Below are 19,677 nucleotides of genomic sequence, written 5' to 3'. Positions count from 1 at the left end.
GTATTGATTACTTTTTATTTGGTTATTTCAACAGTTGTGATTTCTCTAAGATATCTCTAAGATAGTAGTAGGCTGCTCACTGCGGCGTTCCTGCCTAGAGTGAGCAACAAACATTCTTCATACCTAGATAATGAGCACCCTACATTTGCAGGGAGCTCAAATACAATTTATGCTCCCTTAGGGAATAAAGTCAAGAGCTGAGTTGGCCTTATAATGTGGGTGTCCCGGGGGGGCGGTGGCGGGCGGGGCACGGGCGGCGCCGCGGCGGGGGCCGGGGCGCCTCCAGGCCATGGCAACCTGTGCCGCAATTCTGACGGTACCGCAAATTGACTGGGGAACCCATTGTCTTCGAATAACTTATTGATCATTACCACTGACCGCAGCTTTGCTAGAAACCTGCAAAGCTATATGGAGTCCGCTTACCCGGGCATGCGGGTGTATTTGGCGAACAACCTGATGATGGCCTACAATCAGGCTGAAGCGGCGCAGCCGGTTTTCGCCTTTGTGGAGGACGGGTTCACCAAGCTGCCGGAATTCGAGATGATGATGGCTCTGTTCTCGGCGATGGACACGCGCTGGGTCTCGGTCATGGACACCCACGGCGCGACCCCGGCCCGGAAATCCTCGCCGTTGCTCGACGTCGGTGCGGGCATCTTCGAGCTGACAAAGGCGGACCACCCCAGCCAGTTCGCCCAGTATTTCGACATGATGGTCAAGGCGCCGCGCCGCAGCCCGCGGGCGGCGTCCCGGACATCGGCCAGCCGCCCGGCTTCAGCCGCGGGCGGCAGCCGCAAACTGATCCTGATCGGATCCTCAACCGGCGGGGTAGAAGCCCTGCGCAGCATTCTGGTCGGTTTCCCATTCGACTGCCCGCCGACCCTGATTGTCCAGCATACCGGCAAGAATTTCGGCTCTGGCCTGGTCTCGCTTCTGGACCGGATCTGCCCGGCGCGGGTGCGCCCGGCCGAGGACGGCGTCGCGCTGGAGCCGGGCCATGTCTACATCGCTGCCGGCCAGCGCCGCCACATGGGGCTGAGCAACCGCAAGCCGCTGCGGCTGCGGATGAAGGAAGGGCCGGATATTTCCGGCCACACGCCGTCTGTTGACGCTCTGTTCACCTCTGCCGTGCCATATGGAAAGGACGTTGTTGCCACCATCCTGACCGGCATGGGCCAGGATGGAGCCCGGGGATTGCTGGACCTTCGCAAGGCCGGCGCCAAGACCTTTGCCCAGGACGAGAAGTCCTCGGTCGTTTACGGGATGCCCAGAGTCGCGTGGGATATCGGCGCCGCGCAGCAGCAGGTGCCTCTGGCCCGGATGGCCAGCACACTACTACAGGCCAGCAAGGCCTGAACACACCGCAGGAAGGGACTAAAGCCTTGACCACTGTTTTCGCCAACTCGAAATCCGTAACGGTTCTTCAGGGGGAATACCGGGTGACCACCGATCCGAAAACCGTGTTCTCCACGGTGCTTGGCTCGTGCATCGCGGCGTGTATTTACGATCCGGAAAATGGTGTCGGCGGGATGAATCATTTCCTGCTGGCAAATGCCCGCCAGGGCGGGGCAGCCAACGCCCGCTACGGCATTCACGCGATGGAGCTGCTGATCAACGGCATCATGAAGAAGGGCGCCGTGCGGTCCAATCTGAAGGCCAAGGTCTTCGGCGGCGCCAAGATGTCTGCGAACCTGTCGGATATCGGCGCCTCCAATGCCGATTTCGTGCAGCGGTTCCTGCGCGACGAAGGTATCCCCTGCGTTTCCTCCAGCGTCGGCGGCACGTCTGCCCGCAGGGTGCGGTTCCATGCCTGTTCCGGCGCGGCCCAGCAGACCCATGTGCAGGACGACCGCAAGCTCGGTGAAATGGAGCAGCGCGCCGCAACGCGCCCGGCACCGGCACCCGCACCGGCGGCAGGCGGCGCGGGCGCTGTCACCCTGTTCTGACCGGTCAGAACGGCAAGCCCGGCAGGCCGGGCCGCCCGGTGCAAACCGGACGGAGTTAAATACCGTTTGCCCGCGCTGCCCGGCGCGGGTAGTCCATTAGAGGCCATGAGAACAAACCAGGCTTCATCATCGCCTCCTCAGATTCTGCCGGGCCTCCGGCGGGGCTTGGCAGCGGCTGTTCTGCTGATATGCGGCATGGCGGCGATGGCGCAGGCCCAGATCACGGTTTTTGCCGCCGCCAGCACCAAGACAGCGCTGGATGAGGCCGCCGCAGCCTACCAGTCCGCGACCGCGCGGACCGTCACGATTTCCTATGCCGGCTCTCCGGCGCTGGCCCGGCAGATCCAGCTGGGTGCGCCGGCGGATGTGTTCCTCTCCGCCAACCCCGGCTGGATGGATGTTCTGCAGCAGGAGGGGCTGGTAGATCCGGCCTCGCGCCTGGATTTGCTCGCAAATCGCCTGGTGCTCATCGCTCACGGGAAAGACGCCGCGCCGCTGGAACTATCAGCCGCGGATCTGGGCGCGCGGCTGGGCGAGGGCCGGCTGGCCATGGCACTGGTTGATGCTGTGCCCGCGGGTATCTACGGCAAGGCCGCCCTCACGGCAGCGGGCCACTGGACGGCGGTTGCGCCCAAAGTGGCGCAGACCGCCAATGTGCGTGCGGCACTGGCGCTGGTGTCCTCTGGCGAGGCGCCGTTGGGAGTTGTCTACGCGACCGATGCCAGCGCAGACAACAGGGTATCGGTGATCGCAGTCTTTCCGGAGGGAAGCCACCCGCCCATCGTCTATCCAGCCGCTGCAGTCGCAGGCGGCAACACCGCAGAAGCAATGGCATTTCTTGACTATCTGCGCAGCCCCGCGGCACAGGAGATTTTTCTGCGCCACGGCTTTGGGGTGCTGGCGGAGTGAGCGCTGAGGCGGCATGGTTGGGGCCGCAGGAATGGCAGGCGGTGATGCTGTCGCTGCGGGTCTCTCTCTGGGCGACGCTGGCGGCGCTGCCGCTGGCCGTTTTCGTGGCCTATGCGCTGGCGCGCTGGCAGTTTCCCGGCAAGCAGATCGTCAACAGCCTGGTGCATCTGCCGCTGATCCTGCCGCCGGTGGTGACTGGTTACCTGCTGCTGATGGTGTTTGGCACCAAGGGCCCGGTTGGCGGAGCGCTGCAGCAAATTGGCATCGTCTTTGCCTTCCGCTGGACCGGGGCGGCGCTGGCGGCCGGGATCATGGCCTTTCCGCTGATGGTGCGGGCCATCCGCCTGTCGGTGGAGGCGGTGGACCCCAAGCTTGAGCAGGCCGCCGCCACTCTCGGCGCGTCGCGCCTGTTGTGTTTTGTCACGATCACCCTGCCGATGATCCTGCCCGGGCTGATTGCCGCCGCGGTGCTGGGCTTTGCCAAGGCGATGGGGGAGTTTGGCGCCACCATCACCTTTGTTTCCAGCATTCCTGGGCAGACCCAGACCTTGCCTTCAGCGATTTACACGTTCCTGCAGGTTCCCGGCGGTGAGACCGCGGCGCTGCGGCTGACGCTGGTGTCGATCGCAATCGCCCTGACCGCTCTGCTGCTGTCGGAACTGCTCGCGCGCCGGGCCGCTGACCGGGCCGGGGGGCGCTGATGCTGACCGTGTCGCTGCAACATGCGCTGCCGGGGTTCGGGCTGGATGTGCAGTTCGAGGCGCCGCCGGGTGTGACCGTGCTGTTCGGGCGGTCCGGCACCGGCAAGACCACGGTGATCCAGGCGGTTGCCGGCCTGCTGCGGCCCGATCAGGGGCAGGTGACGCTGAATGGCGAGGTGCTGTTTGACACCGCCCAGCGGCATTGGCTGCCGCCGCACAAGCGCCGGATGGGCTACGTGTTTCAGGAGGGGCGGCTGTTTCCTCATCTGACCGTCCGGCAAAACCTGCTGTTCGGGCAGTGGTTTGCCCCGCGCAGCGCCAAGCGGGAGAGCCTGGGCCGGGTGGTGGATCTGCTCGGCATCGCCCCCCTGCTGCAGCGGCGGCCCGGGCTGTTGTCGGGCGGTGAGAAACAACGGGTGGCGATTGGCCGGGCCCTGCTGTCGGCGCCGCGGATGATCCTGGCGGATGAGCCGCTCTCGGCGCTGGACGAGGCCCGCAAGGCTGAGATCCTGCCCTATTTCGAGCGGCTGCGGGATGAGATCGGTATTCCTATGCTCTATGTCAGCCATTCCGCCGCCGAAGTGGCCCGGCTGGCGACAACGGTAGTGGTGCTGCAGGACGGCAAGGTGCAGCGCCAGGGCAGCGCGGCGGAGGTGCTGGGGGATCCGGCGGTCATGCCCGCAGGCGTGCGCGCCGCGGGCGCCCTGCTGGAGGCGCGGGTCGCCCGCCACCACTCCGACGGGCTGACAGAGCTGGAGGCGGGCGGCGTGCCGCTGTTCCTGCCGCAAATCGCCAAGGCACCGGGCAGCCCGGTGCGGATACGGATTTCGGCGCATGAGGTGATCCTGTCGCGCCAGCGTCCCGAAGGGTTGTCGGCACTCAACATCCTGCCGGGCACGGTTGAGCATGTCCGCACCGGCAGCGGTCCCGGCGCCATGGTCTCACTGCAGACACCCGCAGGCCGGGTGCTGGCCCGGGTCACCCGGCGGTCGGCGCATGCATTGGAGCTGGAGCCGGGGGCGGACTGCTTTGCCGTGGTCAAAACCGTCTCCATCGCACCACAAGATATCGGCGGGGCCGGATAGGGCGGAGTCCCCTGCTTTCAAAATTTCCGCAATAATCCTTCAGGTAATCTTGATACGGAAATAAGTTCGGTTGCGCGCGCAGCGCGGGTATCAATAGGGCAGCAGTTCAGCAGGAAAGGCAGCCCATGACCAAACGATCCTATTACGCACCGGAAGGCGGGCTGCCGCCGCAGACCCAGCTGCTCACCGACCGGGCCATGTTCACCGAGGCCTATGCGGTGATCCCCAAGGGCACGATGAGCGATATCGTGGCAAGCCTTCTGCCGTTCTGGGACAAGGCGCGCTTCTGGGTGCTGTCGCGGCCCCTGTCCGGCTTCGCCGAGACGTTTTCCCAGTACATCGCCGAAGTGCAGCCCGGCGGCGGCAGCGACCGGCCGGAAACCGAACCCGGCACCGAGGCGGTCCTGTTTGTCGTCCAAGGCTCCATGACGCTGACCATCGACGGCGCAGCGCATGAGATGGACGAGGGCGGCTATGCCTACCTGCCGCCCGATGCCGCCTGGAGCTTGCGCAACAACGGCAGCGCGCCGGTGCGGTTCCACTGGATCCGCAAGGCCTATCAGCCGGTTGCCGGGCTGGACGCGCCGGAGGCCTTCGTCACCAACGAAAACCACGTCGACCCAACCCCGATGCCCGAAACCGAGGGCAAATGGGCAACCACGCGTTTCGTCGACCCCAATGACCTGCGCCACGATATGCATGTGACCATCGTCACCTTTGAGCCCGGCGCGGTGATCCCCTTTGCCGAGACACACGTGATGGAACACGGCCTGTATGTGCTGGAGGGCAAGGCGGTTTACCGGCTAAACCAGGACTGGGTCGAGGTCGAGGCCGGCGATTACATGTGGCTGCGCGCCTTCTGCCCGCAGGCCTGTTATGCCGGCGGTCCGGGCAAGTTCCGCTATCTGCTGTACAAAGACGTGAACCGGCACATGCCGCTGGTACCGCTGCGCTGACGGCGGGGTAAGCGCCCGGCCTGAAAATGTGCCCGGGCGCTGCCCGGCTTGTCAGCCGGGCGGGGATTGCTCCGCCGGCGGCGCGCCCAGCCCATAAGACAGTTTCTCTGCGGCGCCCCTGACCAGGGCGCCAATGTCGTTGATGCGCGCGTCGGGCATCCTGGACGTGGGACCAGAGACGGAGATCCCGGCCAGCACTTCGCCCTGCATTCCGAACACCGGCGCTGCCACACAACGCATGCCCGGCGCCTTTTCCTCGTCGTCGAAGGACCAGCCGAGGCTGCGGATCTGCGCCAGATCTTCGCGCAAGGTGTCGGCCGAGGTCAGGGTTTTATCCGTGAACTTTTGCAGCGTCCGCCCGCGCAGGAAACGGCTCAGTTGGTCCTCGCCGAAACAGCTGAGCAGCGCCTTGCCGATACCCGAGGCGTGCATTGGAGACGTCGTGCCAGGCGGGAAGAAGGCGCGGATCGATTCATGGGTCTCCACTTGGCTCACGAACATCACATCGCCGCCGCGCTCAATCCCGAGGTTTGAGGTCTCGCCCGTTGCCTCCATCAATTCCCGCATCACCGGCCGCGCCCGTTCGATCACGCTGGAGCGCCGCAGGAAAGCAGAGCCGAGGCGGAAAGCCATCGCGCCGATGTGCCAGGTCTGCGACTGCGGCTCCATCTCGACGATCTGGCGCGCCTCCAGGGTGGCCAGCACCCGGTACATGGTGGCCGCCGACTGATCCAGCGCCGTGGACAGTTCCGTCAGTGTCATACCACTGGCGCCCGCCAGCGCATCCAGCACGTCCAGCGCCCGGTCAAGCGATTGAATCGTCGGCGGCTGACTGGCGGAATCAAAGCTTTTGGGGCGGCCTTTGCGGCGCGGTGCTTGCGGCATTTTCAAGCCTCCCGAGGCAATTCAATAAGCAGCTTATGGATAAAACTGAAAATCACTTCTGTACAGTGAAAAAACTAAAGCCTTTGTTATTATGCACAAAATCGCCACTTTTTGCATTTCTGAAATCTTTTTTCAAAAAAATTTCCCTGCGCGCATCTTGCCTTTAGAGTGAAGGAAATCGCCACAGGAGGGCACGACATGAGCTTTCAAAATCCGGTTTTCATTCCCGGTCCGACCAATATGCCCGAAGCACTGCGCAAGGCAGTGGACATGCCGACGCTGGACCACCGCTCGCCGCTGTTCGGCCAGATCCTGCACCCGGCACTGGCCGGTGTGAAGAAGGTTCTGAAAAGCGAGAGCGCCGAGATTTTCGTGTTCCCGTCGACCGGCACTGGCGGCTGGGAAACCGCGATCACCAACACGCTGAACGCGGGCGACAAGATCCTGGCGGCGCGCAACGGCATGTTCAGCCACCGCTGGATCGACATGTGCCAGCGCCACGGGCTGGACGTTCAGGTTGTTGAAACCCCCTGGGGCGAGGGCCTGCCCGCGGACCGGTATGAGGAAATCCTGACCGCTGACACTTCCCACCAGATCAAGGCGGTTCTGGCGACCCATAACGAGACCGCAACTGGCGTCAAATCCGACATCGCCGCGGTCCGCCGCGCGCTGGACGCCGCAGGCCACCCGGCACTGCTGTTTGTTGATGGCGTGTCCTCGATCGCCTCGATGGACTTCCGGATGGATGAATGGGGCGTCGATATCGCCGTTACCGGCTCGCAGAAGGGTTTCATGCTGCCGCCGGGCCTGGCCATCGTTGGCTTCTCGCCCAAGGCAATGAAAGCTGCCGAAACCGCGACCCTGCCGCGCACCTTCTTTGATATCAAGGACATGGCCGCCGGTTATGCCAACAGCGCCTATCCCTACACGCCGTCGGTCGGATTGCTGAACGGTCTGAACATGGCCTGTGGTATGCTGCTGGACGAGGGGCTGGAGAACGTCTTTGCTCGCCACCACCGGATTGCCGAGGGCGTCCGCGCCGCGGTCCGCGCCTGGGGACTGGAGCTGTGCGCCATGTCGCCGGATGTCTACTCCGACAGCGTCAGCGCGATCCGCACCCCGGACGGCTTTGACGCCAACAAGTTCGTCAGCCTGGCGGCCGAGAAATACGGCGTCGCCTTTGGCACCGGTCTGGGCGAGGTCGCAGGCAAGGTGTTCCGCATCGGCCACCTGGGCAGCCTGACCGACGTGATGGCACTGTCCGGTATTGCGACCGCAGAAATGGTCATGGCCGACCTCGGCCTGAGCATCCCGCTGGGCTCCGGCGTGGCGGCGGCTCAGGACTATTACCGCGGCAACACCGCCTCCAGCACCAAGGCTGCCGCCTGATGAAGGATACCGCGATGTATATCCCGACCTATGAGGACATGCTGGCTGCGCATGAGCGCATCCAGCCCCACATCCGCCGCACGCCGGTGCGCACCTCGGATTACCTGAATGAGCTGACCGGGGCTGAACTGTTCTTTAAATGCGAGAACTTCCAGGAGCCGGGCGCCTTCAAGGTGCGCGGCGCGACCAACGCGGTGTTCGGGCTGGATGAGGAACAGGCGAAGAAGGGCGTCGCCACGCATTCTTCGGGCAACCATGCCTCCTGCCTGTCTTATGCGGCGATGCTGCGCGGTATCCCCTGCAACGTGGTCATGCCGCGCACCGCGCCGCAGGCCAAGAAGGACACCGTGCGCCGGTACGGCGGCCGTATCACCGAGTGCGAGCCCTCGACCAGTTCGCGCGAGGAGACCTTTGCCAAGGTGCAGGCGGAAACCGGCGGCGACTTTGTGCACCCGTACAACGACCCGCGCGTGATTGCGGGGCAGGGCACCTGCGCCAAGGAATTCGTGGAGCAAACTGGCGGCCTCGACATGGTTGTGGCCCCGATCGGCGGCGGCGGCATGATCTCGGGCACCTGCCTGACGCTGTCGACGCTGGCGCCGGAAACCAAGGTGATCGCGGCGGAGCCGGAGCAGGCCGATGACGCCTACCGCAGCTTCAAGGCGGGGTACATCATCGCAGATGATGCCCCCAAGACCATCGCAGACGGGCTGCTGGTGCCGCTGAAGGAGCTGACCTGGCATTTCGTCAGCAACCACGTCAGCGAAATCTACACCGCCTCCGATGCGGAGATCATCGAGGCGATGAAACTGATCTGGAAGCACGTGCGCATCCTGATGGAGCCCTCCTCCGCGGTGCCGCTCGCCACCATTCTGAAAAACAAGGACGCCTTCGCGGGAAAACGCGTGGGCCTGATCGTCACCGGCGGCAATGTCGACCTCGACAAGCTGCCCTGGATGAACAGCTAAACTGGGGAATACTGATATGAACGCACAGACAAATTTTGATCAGCTCGAAGTCGGCTTTGACGTCCCGGCGATCCCGGGCATGGACGAGGCTGACATCCAGACCCCGGCGCTGGTCCTCGACCTGGACGCGCTGGAGCGCAACATCAAAAAGATGGGCGACTATGCCAAGGCGCACGGTATGCGCCACCGGGTGCACGGCAAGATGCACAAGTCGGTGGACGTGGCCAAACTGCAGGAAGAACTGGGCGGCGCGGTTGGCGTCTGCTGCCAGAAGGTGTCCGAGGCTGAGGTGTTTGCCCGCGGCGGCATCAAGGACATCCTGGTTTCCAACCAGGTGCGCGACCCGCAGAAAATCGACCGTCTGGCCCGCCTGCCCAAGCTGGGCGCCCGCACCATCGTCTGCGTTGATGACATCGACAACGTAGCCGACCTTTCGGCGGCGGCGCAGAAGCACGGCACCGAGCTGGAAGTCTTCGTCGAGATCGACTGCGGCGCAGGCCGCTGCGGTGTGACCACCACTGAGGCGGTTGTCGAGATCGCCAAGGCGGTGAACGCGGCAGAGAACCTCAAGTTCTCCGGCATCCAGGCCTATCAGGGCGCGATGCAGCACATGGACAGTTACGAAGACCGCAAGGCCAAGCTGGACATCGCCATCGCCCAGGTCGCTGATGCGGTTGAAGGCCTGAAGGCTGAAGGCATCGCGTGCGAGCTGGTTTCCGGCGGCGGCACAGGCTCCTACTACTTTGAATCGAACTCGGGCGTGTACAACGAGTTGCAGTGCGGCTCCTACGCCTTCATGGACGCGGATTACGGCCGCATCCTGGACAAGGACGGCAACCGGATCGATCAGGGCGAGTGGGAAAACGCCTTCTTCCTGCTGACCCAGGTGATGAGCCACGCCAAAGCCGACAAGGCCATCGTCGATGCCGGCCTCAAGGCCCAGTCAGTCGACAGCGGCCTGCCCTTCATCTTCGGCCGCGATGACGTGGAATACATCAAATGCTCGGACGAGCACGGCGTTGTCTCCGACCCGAACGGTGCGCTGAAAGTCGGCGACAAGCTGCGGCTGGTGCCCGGCCACTGCGACCCGACCGCCAACGTGCATGACTGGTACGTCGGCGTCCGCCACGGCAAGGTTGAAACCGTCTGGCCCGTCTCGGCCCGCGGCAAGGCCTATTAACTGAACCATCCCCGAACTGGCGGAGGTGCGCATGCCGCCCTCCGCCGGCTTTTTTGTTGAGGAGAAACAGACATGTATATCGTTCCGGAAAAGGCGATTGCGGACCTGGTGACCCGTGAAGCCTCGTTCGATGCGGTCGAGAAGGTCTTTGCCGCCATGGCTTCGGGAGATGCCTACAACTTCCCGGTGGTGCGCGAGGCGATCGGCCACGAAGACGCGCTTTACGGCTTTAAGGGCGGCTTCGACCGCGCGGGCCTGACCCTGGGCCTCAAGGCCGGGGGATACTGGCCGAACAACCTGGAAAAGCGCGGGCTGATCAACCACCAGTCCACCGTTTTCCTGTTCGACCCGGACACCGGCAAGGTGAAGGCGATGGTGGGCGGCAACCTGCTGACCGCGCTGCGCACCGCTGCGGCCTCTTCAGTGTCGATCAAGCATCTGGCCCGCCAGGACGCCAAGGTGATCGGCATGATCGGCGCAGGCCACCAGGCCAAATTCCAGCTGCGCGCGGCGCTGGAGCAGCGCAGCTTCGAGAAAGTGATCGGCTGGAACCTGCACCCCGAAATGCTGCCGAACCTGCAAGAGGTGGCGGACGAGGCAGGGCTGCCCTTTGAGGCGGTCGAGCTGGACGGCATGCGCGAGGCGGATGTGATCATCTCGATCACCTCGTCCTTCGATGCGATCCTGAAGGCGGATCAGGTCAGCCCCGGAACTCACGTCGCTTGCATGGGCACCGACACCAAGGGCAAACAGGAGGTTGATCCCCAGCTGCTGGTGGCGGCAGACGTCTTCACCGACGAGGTCGCGCAGTCGATTTCCATCGGCGAGGCGCAGCACGCAGTGGCCCAGGGCCTGATCCAGGAGTCTGACGTGGCCCAGATCGGCGCGGTGATCAACGGCACCAACCCGGGCCGCACCTCCGACGATCAGATCACCCTGTTCGACGGCACCGGCGTCGGCCTGCAGGATCTGGCCGTCGCGGCCTCGGTCGTTGAAGTTGCGGTCGAGAAGGGCATCGCCATCGAGGTCGATTTCTAAGCCCCAGCCAGAAACACATTCTGCAAATATCCGCATAGCGGAGCGGCAGGAGAGAGGTGTACCTCTCTCCTGTTTTTTCTTTGAGGGACTCCAATCATGTTTCTAGGATTGAGCCTGCTGGTGGTCGGCGTGGTGCTGTGCCTGAACGGTCTCTGGCAGATGGGCCGGATACAGGACCGGGAAATCATCCTGATCGACACAGTTGCGGCGCTGGTGTTCTTTGCCACCGTCCTGCTGATCGCGCTGGATGCACAGCAGCCGGCGGACCTGCTGGATGCAGGCATGACACTGCTGTTCGGGACCACCTATCTGTGGGTTGCCTACAACCGCACCTTTGCGTCCAGTGGCGAGGGATTGGGCTGGTTCAGCGGCTTTGTCGCGTTGACCGCGGCCCCCATGGTGCTGCGGGTCCTGGCGCAGGCAGACGGGCTGTTCGATGTGTGGCTGGCCGGATGCTGGGCCGCCTGGTCCGGGCTGTGGTTCTTGTATTTCCTGAACCTCGCGCTCAGGCGCGGCAGCCCCCAGCTGACCGCCATTGCAACGCTGCTGTGCGGGATCTTCACGGGCTGGCTGCCGGGGCTGGCGGTGCTGCACGGCTTGGGCGGGTGAACCCGCACAAAAAAGCCGGCCCAAAATGGGCCGGCTCTCTCATTTTCACTCGACGCTGGGCGCGTCAGGCATGATCCTCCTGCGGCAGCGACCCTTTACCATGGCCGCTCATGCCGCCTGAGACTTCCTCAGTGGCCTCATCCGCCAGTTCCTGCGGCAGGATCAGGTTCAGCACGATGGCAATCAGCGCCGCCGGAAGGATCCCCGAAGCGGCCAGAATGCGCAGGGTATCGGGCAGGTACTGCAGCGCGTTCGGCGAACCGGGCTTGAGGTTCATAACCTCCAGCTGCAGGCCAAAGCCGATCGACAGCGCGATGGCAAAGATCACCATGTTGCGGCGGTTCCAGACCACGTCCGAAAGCATCGAGACGCCGGCGGACACCACCATGCCGAACATCACGATCACACCGCCGCCCAGAACTTCGATCGGGATGGTTCGGATCAGCGCGCCGACTTTGGGCACCAGGCCGCAGATGATCAGGAAGATCGCACCGATGGTCACCACATGGCGGCTCATTACACCGGTCATGGCAATCAGGCCGACGTTCTGGCTGAAGGAGGTGTTGGGCAGCCCGCCGAACAGGCCGGCAATGGCCGAGCCGACACCGTCAGCATAGGTCGCGCCCTGGATCTCCTTGTCCGTCGCCTCACGCCCGGCACCGCCCTTGGTGATGCCGCTGACATCGCCCACGGTTTCCACCGCGCTGACAAAGGACATCAGGCAGAAGCCGATAACCGCGGCCGTGGTGATCTCGATCCCGTATTTGAACGGGTTCGGCAGGCCGAAGGCGGCTGCATTGCTCCAGCTTTGGCCGATGCTGTCAAAGCTGACGAGGCCAAAGAACATCGAATAGACATAGCCGACCAGGATGCCGATCAGCACCGCGGAGACCGACAGCATGCCGCGGGTGAAGAACTTGAGGCCCAGCGTCGAGAAGATCACCACCAGCGCCACCGACCAGTTCAGCAGGCTGCCGTATTCTTCTTTACCGAAGGCCTTGGCCGGCACGCCGCCTGCCGCGTATTCGATGCCAACGCGCACCAGGTACAGGCCGATCATCAGGACCACGAGGCCGGTCACCAGCGGCGGCAGCGCAAAGCGGATGCGGCCGATAATAGTGCCAAGTGCTGCGTGGAACAGCCCGCCGACCAGCACCCCGCCGAATATCGCGGGGAGCGCCTCAACCCCCTTGCCGGCAACCAGCGGGATCATGATCGGAATAAAGGCAAAGCTGGTGCCCTGCACGATCGGCAAGCGCGCGCCAACCGGGCCCATGCCGATCGACTGGAACAGTGTCGCGATGCCGGCAAACAGCATCGACATCTGGATCAGATAGCTCATGTCCGGGAAGCCCTGCGCCCCCGCATCAGAGCCAAAGCCAAAGCCCGCCGCACCTGAAATGATGATCGCGGGCGTGATGTTCGAGACGAACATCGCCAGCACATGCTGGATGCCCAGGGGCACGGCCTGCATCAGCGGCGGGGTGTAGTTGGGATCGCGCAGCTGCGCTGGCGTCCCAAGGGAAGTGTCAGCCATGAATATTCTCCTGTCGGTCATGGGGATCTCGCCGCTTCTTGTTATTGTGTGAGCGGCTTCGGGTTTTTTGGGGGTTACTCTGAAACTACCGTGTAGGGGTCCTGGAACCAGTGTTCTTCCAGGTTCGGGGTCTGTCCGATGCGGTCGACCACGATGTACTGGCCAGGTGCGCCCAGCGGGGCGAGCACCCCGTGCCAGGTGCCCCGGTGCAGGTTGATGGACTGGCCCGGCTGGCTGATGAAGGCTTTAAGCTCAACCGGCACACCGCCATCGTCATCCGCCACCACCACCAGCATCGGCACGCCGCTCACAGGCACAAAGGCCTGGCTGCCGTCGGGGTGGCGCTCCACCATGTCCACCTTGTGCGGCAGATGGCGGGCCTTGGCGTCGAACAGGCTGATGCCTGCCCGGCCGCCCTCTCCGAAATCCAGGGCTGCGCGGTCGTGATGACGCCCGCACATGCCCTGATTGATCATCTTGTCCGGCGCGCCCGCGACCTCGATCACGTCACCATAAGGCGCAAAACCCTCCGCGGTCAGGGGCACGGCGGTCAGCAGGCGATTCATGGCAGCAGATCCTGCAGCCGGAACTGCGCGATACGCTCCACCTGGCGGCAGGCCTCATCGAACTCGGTTGCCCGGTCGTTGTGGATGCGGCGGTGGAACGCCTCCATGATCGACGCCTTGTTGTGGTCGCGCACCGCAATGATGAAGGGGAAGCCGTGCTTCTCCACATATTCGGTGTTGAGCCGGGTGAAGGTCTCGCGCTCCTCGTCGGTCAGCATATCAAGGCCGGCGCTGGACTGTTCCGAGGTGCTCTCGGCGGTCAGACGGCCCGCGGCTGCCAGCTTGCCCGCCAGATCCGGGTGCGCGGTCAGCACACCAAGGCGCTCATCCTCGCTGGCGGTGCGGAAGATCCGGCACAGCGCGTTGTGGACGCCGGCCGCACAGTCATGCGCCGGACCCAGCTCCAGATCAAATGCGCGGTCGGCAATCCAGGGCGAATGCTCGAAGATCGAACCGAACTTGGCAACGAACTCCTCGCGCTCCATCCGGCTGGGGCGTTCGCTTTTCACCGGCGGATGGGTTTCTGCCCAATGCTCGGCAATGTCGATGCGGCGCGGGCACCAGACGCCGTCAAAGCCCTGGATATATTCGATAAAGCGCTTGAGACCGGCAATCTTGCCCGGCCGGCCCACCAGACGGCAGTGCAAGCCGATGGTCATCATCTTCGGCGCACCGGCCTCTCCCTCGGCATAGATCACGTCAAAGGCATCCTTCAGGTACTGGAAGAAATGCTCACCCGTGATCCAGCCCGGCGAGTTGGAAAACCGCATGTCGTTGGCTTCCAGCGTGTAGGGGATGATCAGCTGATCGCGCCCGCCGGTTTCCAGCCAATATGGCAGGTCGTCGTCGTAAGTGTCGGAGATGTAGTCGAACCCGCCTTCCTCGGCCACCAGACGCACCGTGTTGGCGCTGCAGCGTCCGGTGTACCAGCCGCGCGGGCGGGTGCCGGTCACCTCGGTGTGCAGGCGCACAGCTTCGGCAATCGCGGCGCGCTCTTCGTCCTCGGCCATGTCCTTGTGCTCGACCCATTTCAGGCCGTGGCTGGCGATTTCCCAGTCCGCGTCCTTCATCGCCTGCACCTGCTCAGGGCTGCGGGCCAGCGCGGTGGCGACGCCATAAATGGTCAGCGGAATGCCCGCGCCGGTGAACAGCCGGTGCAGCCGCCAGAACCCGGCGCGCGACCCGTATTCATAGATCGACTCCATGTTCCAATGGCGCTGGCCGGGCCATTGCGCGGCACCGGGGATGTCTGACAAAAAGGCCTCCGAGGCCGCATCCCCGTGCAGGATGCAGTTCTCGCCGCCTTCTTCATAGTTAAGGACAAATTGCACGGCAGCTTTGGCCCCATTGGGCCACTGCGGGTCAGGTGCCTCAGCACCGTACCCGCGCAAGTCACGAGGATAGCGCGTCACGACTGGTCTCCTGTCTGTTTCATTGTTTATAGAACAAAATAATCCCGTTCGGCTTTCAGTATATTTTTGAAAGAACTTTTTGACTCTTCCTTCTGTATGCAATGGGCTGATGCGCGCATACCTAGGGAAACGGAATTGAAAGGAGGCTGGCATGGCCGGATTTCTGACCACCCATGTGCTGGACACCGCCCGCGGCTGCCCGGCGGAAGGGCTGAAGATCGATCTTTACCGGATCGAAGGCAAAGAGCGCATCCACCTGCGCAGCCTGACCACCAACGACGACGGGCGCACCGATGAGCAGATCCTGCCCGCGGGCGAGTTTGCCACCGGCACTTATGAGCTGGTCTTCCACGCAGGCGGCTACCTGCGCGCCACCGGTCAGGCCCGGGCGGACCCGCTGTTCCTGGACGAGGTGCCGCTGCGTTTCGGCATGAGCGAGGCGGACAGCCACTACCACGTGCCGCTGCTGCTGTCGCCCTACGGCTATTCGACCTACCGCGGCAGCTGAGCCGCACGCCCCAAGATACCTCTCCTCCCGCTTGGCATCTGTCGGCGGTTCCCGCCTCAGGAAACTGAGGCGGGCTTTTTCATTCCGGGGGCAGCGACGCCTGGATGTGATCCACCATGAAATCCATGAACAGCCGCACCTTGGGATCCTGGTGGCGGCGGTGGACATACAGGCACGCCATCTGGATCGGGATCGGCGGCTCCTCCACCAGCACCGGCACCAGCCGGCCGGAGGCAAGATGCTCCGAAATCTCGAACACCGGCTTCAGGATGATCCCGTGCCCGTCCAGCGCCCAGCTGGTCAGCACATCGCCGTGGTCGGACTCAAACGGCCCGGTGACAGTCACACGCTTGACGCCGTCATGGCTGCGGAGCGGCCATTGGAACTCCGGTGCGCCGGGATAGCGCAGGTTCAGGCAGTCGTGGGCCTCCGTCTTCAGCTCCTCGCTGTCCTTCGGCTGGCCGCGCCGCTTGATATACTCCGGCGCCGCGCACAGCACCCGTGGGCAGTCGGCGATCTTTCGGATACGCAGGTTTGAATCCTCGGGCACGCCGAGGAAAAACGCCGCGTCCAGCCCCTCAGCCGCCAGGTCCAGCTTGCGGTCCGACAGCCGCAGCCGGATGGAGATCAGCGGATAGGCTTCCTTGAACTTCGGGACCGCCGGCGCAATCAGCCGCTGCCCCAGCCCCAGGGGCGCCGCCACATACAGCGTGCCGCGCGGGGTTTGGGTAACGCTGCTGATATCAGCCTCGGCCTCATCCACCGCTTCCAAAATTTTCACTGCCCCGCGGTAGAACAGGTTTCCCTGCTCCGTCGGGTTCAACAGCCGCGTTGTGCGCTGGAACAGACGCACGTTAAGGTGTTCTTCCAGCTGGGAAATCCGCGACGACGCCACGGCAGCCGAGATCCGCATGTCGCGCGCCGCGGCGGACATGTTGCCAAGTTCATAGACCCGGACGAAGGTGCGGATATTGTCGAGATAAGCCATGCGGGTATTCTTTGTGTTATTTTGAAACAGCTTGGACTTTTTACCCAATACATGAAAATAGCGGCATGCTCTAGGGTCCTTGCCAAAGCTTATGAGGAGAGAACAATGGAAGAGCTTGTGATCATGTGGGACTGGCTGGGCTTTGCGGTCCGCTGGCTTCACGTCATCACCGCCATTGCCTGGATCGGGTCGTCCTTCTACTTCGTCGCGCTGGACCTTGGCCTGCGGAAAGTTCCGCATCTGCCGGTCGGCGCGCATGGCGAGGAATGGCAGGTCCACGGCGGCGGTTTTTATCACATCCAGAAGTACCTGGTGGCGCCGGAGAACATGCCGGACCATCTGATCTGGTTCAAATGGGAAAGCTACGCCACCTGGCTGTCAGGCGCGGGGCTGCTGATGATCGTCTACTGGGCGGGCGGAGAGCTGTACCTGATCGACTCGACCAAGGCCGATCTCGCCCTGTGGCAGGGCATCCTGATTTCGGGCGCGTCGCTCAGCATCGGCTGGCTGGTCTATGACTTCCTGTGCAAATCGCCGCTGGGGGAAAAGCCGACCTTCCTGATGGTGCTGCTGTTCGTGCTGCTGGTCGCCATGGGCTGGGGCTACAACCAGATCTTCACCGGCCGCGCCGTGATGCTGCACCTGGGGGCCTTTACGGCTACCATCATGACTGCGAACGTCTTTTTCATCATCATGCCGAACCAGCGCATCGTGGTGAAGGACCTGCAGGAAGGCCGCACGCCGGATGCCAAATACGGCAAGATCGCCAAGCTGCGCTCGACCCACAACAACTACCTGACGCTGCCGGTTGTGTTCCTGATGCTGTCCAACCACTACCCGCTGGCCTTTGCTACCGAGTACAACTGGCTGATCGCGGCGCTGGTGTTCCTGATGGGCGTGACCATCCGCCACTACTTCAACAGCAACCACGCGGGCACCAGCAATCCGACCTGGACCTGGCCCGTGACCGCCATCCTGTTCATCGGCATCATGATCCTGAGCCAGGCGCCGCTGCAGCAGGACACCTACGAAGAGTCCGAGGCGCGGGAGCTGACCAAATCCGAGCAAGTCTTTGCCAGCAACCAGCATTTCGAGGACGTGATGAATGTGGTGCCGGGCCGCTGCGCCATGTGCCACGCGCGGGAGCCCTACTATGAAGGCATCCGCCGCGCGCCCAAGAACGTGCTGCTGGAAACCCCGGCAGATGTAGCGAAATACGCCAAGGAGATCTATCTCCAGGCCGGCGCCACCCATGCGATGCCGCCTGCCAACGTGACCTATATGGAGGAAGAGGAGCGCGCCCTGATCCGCCGCTGGTACGGCAGCGCCTCCAAGGATCTGCCCTTCACGCTGGCCGCGAACTAAGGCACCGTCACCTGCAAATTCCAATGGCCCCGCCCCCCTGGCGGGGCCATTTTCCGTCCGGCACCGGGCGTGCAGCCCCTGTGCACCCCGATGCAGCAAGAGCATGGAACCAATCAGCCCCGCCGTATGTTATACTGATATGGGGTTTGCCCAATTGTGCCGGAGACCCGGTGTCTTCCGGCCTGTTCAGCCACAGCGCCGATCCCTTTCGGGCACCCTTTTACCGGCGAATAAGCCGGGTGCTGGCCGTTTGGGACCGCGGCAACACTGCGGGGTTTGGGCGCTGAAGGAGGTAATGTGATGTTTAAGAAGACTTTCGCTATTGGATTTGCACTCTGCACCACCCTGGCCGCCTGCGGTGACACAACCGGCGAGCGGCTGGTCTATGGCGCGGGCGCTGGTGCCGCCGGCGCGGCGGTTCTGGACGGCAACGTGGCCGCGGGGGCCGCTGTCGGGGCTGCGGCGAACCTGCTTTACTGCGAGGAAAACCCCCACCGCTGCTAAGGCGGGAGTCATTTCATAACAGGCGGGCCAGCTGTGCCCGCCTTTCCTTTGACGCAGTGGCTGCTTGGCAGCCGTTACTTGCCGGGGCTGCTTGGCAGCCGTTACTTGCCGGTCTCACTGTGCCGGAAGGCCGCCAGCCCGCGTTTCACCGCATAGTCGACAAACAGGCGGATCTTGGGATCCTGCAGCTTGCGGTGCGGGTACAGGCAGCCGAAAATGGTCGGCTCCGGCGGGGTGTCCGGCAGCACTTCCACCAGCGCGCCGGAGCGCAGATGCGCGGCGACGTCAAACCGCGGCTTGTTGACGATGCCGCGCCCGTCCAGCGCCCAAGCCGTCAGCACGTCGCTGTCATCGGCATCGTATTTCCCCGAAACCTCCAGCTTGCGCGGCCCGTCCGGCGTGGACAGCGTCCAGAAATATTCCGGCGAGCGCGGGTAGCGCAGCAGCAGGCAATTGTGGCCAGTGAGCAGATCCTCCGGCACTTGCGGCGTGCCGTGGCGCTCCAGATACTCCGGAGCGGCGCAAAGAACCCGCGCGCAATCGGCGATCTTGCGCATTTTCAGGGTCGAGTCATGCGGCACCCCGATGAAAAACGCCACATCCAGCCCATCGGCCAGAATGTCGACCTTGCGGTCCGACATCCGCATGCGGATTTCGGTGGCCGGGTAATCCTCGACAAAACCCGGCACCAGCGGCGCGATGATGCGCCGGCCGACGCCCAGCGGCGCGGTCACCCGGATCACCCCGCGCGGCGCCTCAGAAAACTGCGAGACCACCGCCTCGGCGTCCTCAATCGATTCGAGCACCTTCTTGGCCTCGGTATAAAACAGCTGTCCGACCTCGGTCGGGGTGAGCGACCTCGTGGTCCGGTTGAACAGGCGGACGCCAAGGTGCTTTTCAAGCTCCTTGATCCGCTTGCTGGCCACGGCGGGAGTCAGCCGCAGGTCCCGCCCGCCTGAGGTTATGCTGCCCAGTTCGACGACTCGGGTAAACACCCGCAGGGATTCCAGATAAGACATGGTTCACAGACCTTTACAGGGCGCATCCGCCGCTTGCCCTTTACCTCGGCAGGCGGCAGACACGCCGGTTCCGGCACCTATTAGCCTAACCATTTTCAACAAGGTGTTGAAAGCC

20 protein-coding genes are annotated in these 19,677 nt (G+C 63.6%); 14 read left to right on the top strand and 6 right to left on the bottom strand.

What is annotated here, in order from left to right:
- Positions 1–408: 408 nt before the first annotated feature.
- The 6 genes from AC4HIX_RS18490 (at position 409) to AC4HIX_RS18465 (ending at position 5,594) form a co-directional block, all read left to right on the top strand.
- Positions 409–1,353, top strand: a complete 945-nt coding sequence (locus AC4HIX_RS18490) for a CheB methylesterase domain-containing protein (protein WP_475054702.1) — start codon at positions 409–411, stop codon at positions 1,351–1,353.
- A 26-nt stretch (positions 1,354–1,379) separates the two neighbouring features.
- On the top strand, positions 1,380–1,943 hold the full coding sequence (locus AC4HIX_RS18485) for a chemotaxis protein CheD (protein WP_475054652.1): 564 nt from the start codon (positions 1,380–1,382) through the stop codon (positions 1,941–1,943).
- A gap of 195 nt (positions 1,944–2,138) precedes the next feature.
- On the top strand, positions 2,139–2,852 hold the full coding sequence (gene modA / locus AC4HIX_RS18480; RefSeq protein ID WP_490400052.1) for a molybdate ABC transporter substrate-binding protein: 714 nt from the start codon (positions 2,139–2,141) through the stop codon (positions 2,850–2,852).
- A complete protein-coding gene (gene modB / locus AC4HIX_RS18475) occupies positions 2,849–3,553 on the top strand; it encodes a molybdate ABC transporter permease subunit (RefSeq protein ID WP_490400051.1) in 705 nt (234 codons plus the stop codon). Before modA ends, modB begins: the two co-directional genes overlap by 4 nt.
- Positions 3,553–4,638 (top strand): molybdenum ABC transporter ATP-binding protein, encoded by a 1,086-nt coding sequence (modC, locus tag AC4HIX_RS18470; RefSeq protein ID WP_490400050.1) that lies wholly within the window; start codon positions 3,553–3,555, stop codon positions 4,636–4,638. The genes modB and modC overlap by 1 nt, the downstream gene beginning before the upstream one ends.
- A 125-nt stretch (positions 4,639–4,763) precedes the next feature.
- A complete protein-coding gene (locus tag AC4HIX_RS18465; protein WP_490400049.1) occupies positions 4,764–5,594 on the top strand; it encodes a bifunctional allantoicase/(S)-ureidoglycine aminohydrolase in 831 nt (276 codons plus the stop codon).
- A gap of 51 nt (positions 5,595–5,645) precedes the next feature.
- On the opposite strand, the gene bhcR is transcribed toward AC4HIX_RS18465, so the two are convergent.
- Positions 5,646–6,479, bottom strand: coding sequence for an HTH-type transcriptional regulator BhcR (bhcR, locus tag AC4HIX_RS18460; RefSeq protein ID WP_490400048.1), 834 nt, complete (start codon positions 6,477–6,479; stop codon positions 5,646–5,648).
- A 198-nt stretch (positions 6,480–6,677) separates the two neighbouring features.
- Between bhcR and bhcA the strand changes: the two genes are divergently transcribed.
- The 5 genes from bhcA to AC4HIX_RS18435 all read left to right on the top strand — a co-directional run bounded on the left by bhcA (position 6,678) and on the right by AC4HIX_RS18435 (position 11,663).
- Positions 6,678–7,868 carry an L-aspartate--glyoxylate aminotransferase BhcA gene (gene bhcA, locus AC4HIX_RS18455; RefSeq protein WP_490400047.1) on the top strand — a complete coding sequence of 397 codons (1,191 nt, stop codon included), beginning with the start codon at positions 6,678–6,680 and terminating at the stop codon, positions 7,866–7,868.
- Entirely contained in the window at positions 7,868–8,836 is a 969-nt protein-coding gene (gene bhcB, locus AC4HIX_RS18450; protein WP_490400046.1) for a beta-hydroxyaspartate dehydratase BhcB, read from the top strand. The genes bhcA and bhcB overlap by 1 nt, the downstream gene beginning before the upstream one ends.
- Positions 8,837–8,852: 16 nt before the next feature.
- Complete coding sequence (gene bhcC / locus AC4HIX_RS18445; protein WP_490400045.1) at positions 8,853–10,016, top strand: 3-hydroxy-D-aspartate aldolase BhcC; 1,164 nt, start codon at positions 8,853–8,855, stop codon at positions 10,014–10,016.
- Between the two features lie 72 nt (positions 10,017–10,088).
- Positions 10,089–11,054, top strand: coding sequence for an iminosuccinate reductase BhcD (gene bhcD, locus AC4HIX_RS18440; RefSeq protein WP_490400044.1), 966 nt, complete (start codon positions 10,089–10,091; stop codon positions 11,052–11,054).
- Between the two features lie 96 nt (positions 11,055–11,150).
- Positions 11,151–11,663: an AmiS/UreI family transporter gene (locus tag AC4HIX_RS18435; protein WP_490400043.1), complete on the top strand. Its 513-nt coding sequence runs from the start codon at positions 11,151–11,153 to the stop codon at positions 11,661–11,663.
- A gap of 64 nt (positions 11,664–11,727) precedes the next feature.
- Here AC4HIX_RS18435 and AC4HIX_RS18430 read toward each other — a convergent pair whose 3' ends face one another.
- From AC4HIX_RS18430 to puuE, 3 genes are all read right to left on the bottom strand, one after another.
- A complete protein-coding gene (locus tag AC4HIX_RS18430) occupies positions 11,728–13,200 on the bottom strand; it encodes a uracil-xanthine permease family protein (protein ID WP_490400042.1) in 1,473 nt (490 codons plus the stop codon).
- 74 nt (positions 13,201–13,274) lie between these two features.
- A complete protein-coding gene (locus AC4HIX_RS18425; RefSeq protein ID WP_490400041.1) occupies positions 13,275–13,766 on the bottom strand; it encodes an ureidoglycolate lyase in 492 nt (163 codons plus the stop codon).
- Positions 13,763–15,178 (bottom strand): allantoinase PuuE, encoded by a 1,416-nt coding sequence (gene puuE, locus AC4HIX_RS18420; protein ID WP_490400040.1) that lies wholly within the window; start codon positions 15,176–15,178, stop codon positions 13,763–13,765. The genes AC4HIX_RS18425 and puuE overlap by 4 nt, the downstream gene beginning before the upstream one ends.
- 151 nt (positions 15,179–15,329) lie before the next feature.
- On the opposite strand from puuE, the gene uraH reads away from it, so the two are divergent.
- Positions 15,330–15,686 carry a hydroxyisourate hydrolase gene (gene uraH, locus AC4HIX_RS18415; RefSeq protein ID WP_490400039.1) on the top strand — a complete coding sequence of 119 codons (357 nt, stop codon included), beginning with the start codon at positions 15,330–15,332 and terminating at the stop codon, positions 15,684–15,686.
- Between the two features lie 79 nt (positions 15,687–15,765).
- Here uraH and AC4HIX_RS18410 read toward each other — a convergent pair whose 3' ends face one another.
- On the bottom strand, positions 15,766–16,674 hold the full coding sequence (locus AC4HIX_RS18410; protein WP_490400038.1) for a LysR family transcriptional regulator: 909 nt from the start codon (positions 16,672–16,674) through the stop codon (positions 15,766–15,768).
- Positions 16,675–16,779: 105 nt separating this feature from the next.
- Here AC4HIX_RS18410 and AC4HIX_RS18405 point away from each other — a divergent pair, with 105 nt between their 5' ends.
- On the top strand, positions 16,780–18,039 hold the full coding sequence (locus tag AC4HIX_RS18405; protein ID WP_490400037.1) for a urate hydroxylase PuuD: 1,260 nt from the start codon (positions 16,780–16,782) through the stop codon (positions 18,037–18,039).
- Between the two features lie 300 nt (positions 18,040–18,339).
- A complete protein-coding gene (locus tag AC4HIX_RS18400; protein WP_475054622.1) occupies positions 18,340–18,543 on the top strand; it encodes a hypothetical protein in 204 nt (67 codons plus the stop codon).
- 101 nt (positions 18,544–18,644) lie between these two features.
- Here AC4HIX_RS18400 and AC4HIX_RS18395 read toward each other — a convergent pair whose 3' ends face one another.
- Positions 18,645–19,562 (bottom strand): LysR family transcriptional regulator, encoded by a 918-nt coding sequence (locus tag AC4HIX_RS18395; RefSeq protein WP_490400036.1) that lies wholly within the window; start codon positions 19,560–19,562, stop codon positions 18,645–18,647.
- Between the last annotated feature and the right edge of the window lie 115 nt (positions 19,563–19,677).

It is taken from the genome of Leisingera sp. (genome assembly GCF_982940295.1).
The sequence above is the reverse complement of the archived record's forward strand: the minus strand, read 5'-3'. Positions and strand labels throughout refer to the sequence as shown.